General features: G+C 64.0%; 1 protein-coding gene and 1 pseudogene. One reads left to right on the forward strand and one right to left on the reverse strand.

All coding sequences use genetic code 11. The features are described from left to right. Window positions 1–215: 215 nt before the first annotated feature. A complete protein-coding gene (locus ACWCXX_RS41440; RefSeq protein WP_451136508.1) occupies window positions 216–698 on the reverse strand; it encodes a GNAT family N-acetyltransferase in 483 nt (160 codons plus the stop codon). Between the two features lie 213 nt (window positions 699–911). Between ACWCXX_RS41440 and ACWCXX_RS41445 the strand changes: the two are divergent. Next, window positions 912–1195: pseudogene (locus tag ACWCXX_RS41445) on the forward strand (IS6 family transposase); the annotation flags it as partial.

The following is a 1195-nucleotide window of genomic DNA, read 5'->3' on the forward strand; positions in this document are numbered from 1 at the left end:
CCGCAGCGACCTCATAGACGGCTGCCTCGCCGAGACCGGCCTGACCATCAGATCCGCCTGAGCAAGGACACGACATCACGAGTTCAACCTCAGTAACGGGCTGCCCGACGTGCGGAAGACAACCCTGAGCCCGCACCCTGTCCCGGCAGCTGGGCCTACCGCTAATCAGCAAGATTATTGTTCGCCTGATGGATGCCGCCCACCCGTTCTTGCCCTTACAGGTTCTTACGCATGGACATCGACGACACTTCGTAGCCGCTGTGGCGATACATTGCGATGGCCGCCTCGTTGCCTCCGACGACATTCAAGGCAAGCGCTGTCTTGCCCTCGCGAGCGACGAGCTCCTCGGCGGCTGCGAGGATGGCGGATCCGTATCCACGGCGTCGGAACGGCTCGAAGACGTTGATGTCGTACAGCCACGCGGAGCTAGCGGTGCCCGACGCTTGGCCCGGATCCGGACCGATCCACGCGTTCCCCACCACCTCGCCTGATCCGTTCTCCGCCATCACGAGCTGATGACCGGCTGTGTCGGGGCCGTCAGGGAGGAACTTGGCCGTGCCGTGCCTGACCCGTTCTCGCGCCAGTTCTTCCGGCATGAACTTGCTGAGCACACGAGCCGCCTCGGCTTCACGATGCTCAGTCGCCGCGTGATACTCCGCCGGCGTCATCTTCCGCAAGGCCACCTGCTGCGCATCCATGCCGTCATCTTCAACCGGTCACTTGTAACAGCGCTACTGGTTTCCAAGCCCGATGGCCCTCGCCGTCACCACCATGCTCAGCCACAACGCCAACGACTCGACCCACAGGTTTTGACAATTGCTCTTGGTGGAGAAGCCGCCCCGCGGGGACTGTCACGTTGGCGAATGGCGTGGGAGGATCCTCGGGTTGATCATGGTGGAGGGGGATCGTCCGTGGGGAGCGTGTCGCCGTCGTACAGGCGGCACCGGTACCCGGTGGAGATCATCGCGCACTGCGTGTGGCTGTACTTCCGCTTCCCGCTCAGTTTCCGCGAGGTCGAGGAACTGATGCTCGAGCGCGGCGTCATCGTCTCCCACGAGACCGTCCGCCGCTGGTGCGCGAAGTTCGGCCAGGCCTACGCCAACGGACTGCGCCGCCGTCGCCCGCGGCCCGGGGACAAGTGGCTCTACCTTCTTGAACGGGTTGATCCTCCCGTTCGTAGGGTGAGGACACCCAG

Source organism: Streptomyces sp. NPDC001732, assembly GCF_053596315.1.

Excerpts from the sequence above, each read along its gene's own strand:
- ACWCXX_RS41440 (WP_451136508.1), bottom strand. The coding sequence starts at position 698 with ATGGATGCGCAGCAGGTGGCCTTGCGGAAGATGACGCCGGCGGAGTAT.